The following is a 1,052-nucleotide window of genomic DNA, read 5'->3' as shown; positions in this document are numbered from 1 at the left end:
GGTCCCGCACGCTGTTATCGGGCCGCTACAGGCAGGTCGTCCGGCCGATCCGTATAGTGCTCCAATACTCAGAGTGGATCGACCGGATGGATCAGGTTCAATTTACATCATCATTGCCGCTGGCGCGGCGGCCGTTGCTTTTGCACGGCCTCTTTCCTTTGTCGCTCCTGCGCATCCCGCTCCTGTCGTTGCTCCAGGAGTTCGGCATTCGTCAGCACCTGCTGCTCGACCGCCTGTGACTGGCCGGGAGCGGACTGGACCGGCTGGTTCGGATTGTTCTCGAGTGCCCGATCGGCCCCTTGCGCGGCCGCGGCTTCGTTCCGTGTGCGGAACGCATGGTCGTTTCCGCCGCCATCGAACGGTCGTTCGCCCGTACGCTCGCTGCGGGCTGCCTGTTTGGTCTCGCGCTGCGCCTCGGCGTGCAGCCGCTCGCGATTGATCTCAAGCGCCATGCCGATTTCGGCATCCGTCTTCAGCGGTGTCTGCACCCACGGCGCCGTCGCTGCCGGCTGTCCCGCCTGGCGCCATATATGAAACTTCTCGCGCGCCTTGGCGATCTGGTCCTGAAGTTCAGGGTTGCGGATCCTGATGCCATGCTCCACCGCGAGCTCGATGACCATCGCCGTTCGCTCCGGGGTGCTGTTGGTGATGGTGACCGCATTGCCTTTCTCCGTGGCCTGCTTCATCGCCGCAAGCACCGACGCGCGATCATCGACATTCGTCGGCTGGTATGTCGGCATGCCCCCATCACGTTGTTTGTCGCGCTGATTGTCACGCTCGCGCTGACGCTCCGCCTCGCGATCCCGTTCCCGATTGGCCCGTTCCCGATTGACCTCGACCCGCCGCCGCTCTTGCGCGATCTGGTCCTGCAGTTCCGGATTGGCGAGCCTGAAACCGTGCTCGACCGCGAGCTCGACCACCATCGCCTTGTAGCTTTCCGTACCGGACACCTTGAGCTCGCCCCACTTCTCAGCCGAAACCCTGAGCGCCGCCGCAACCACGCCACGATCGCTCCACGCGACGATCTCGATCCGGCCGCCGTGATCGACAAA

General features: G+C 64.1%; 1 protein-coding gene. It reads right to left on the bottom strand.

Annotation, left to right across the window (positions count from 1 at the left end; all coding sequences use genetic code 11):
- Nucleotides 1-110 precede the first annotated feature (110 nt).
- Nucleotides 111-1,052 (bottom strand): LPD7 domain-containing protein (locus tag ACPYOP_RS32890; RefSeq protein WP_481414377.1); only part of this gene is annotated, 942 nt, incomplete at its 5' end.

This window comes from Rhizobium sp. KNZ2-6A (genome assembly GCF_056755475.1).
This window is presented reverse-complemented; position numbering and strand designations above follow the sequence as displayed.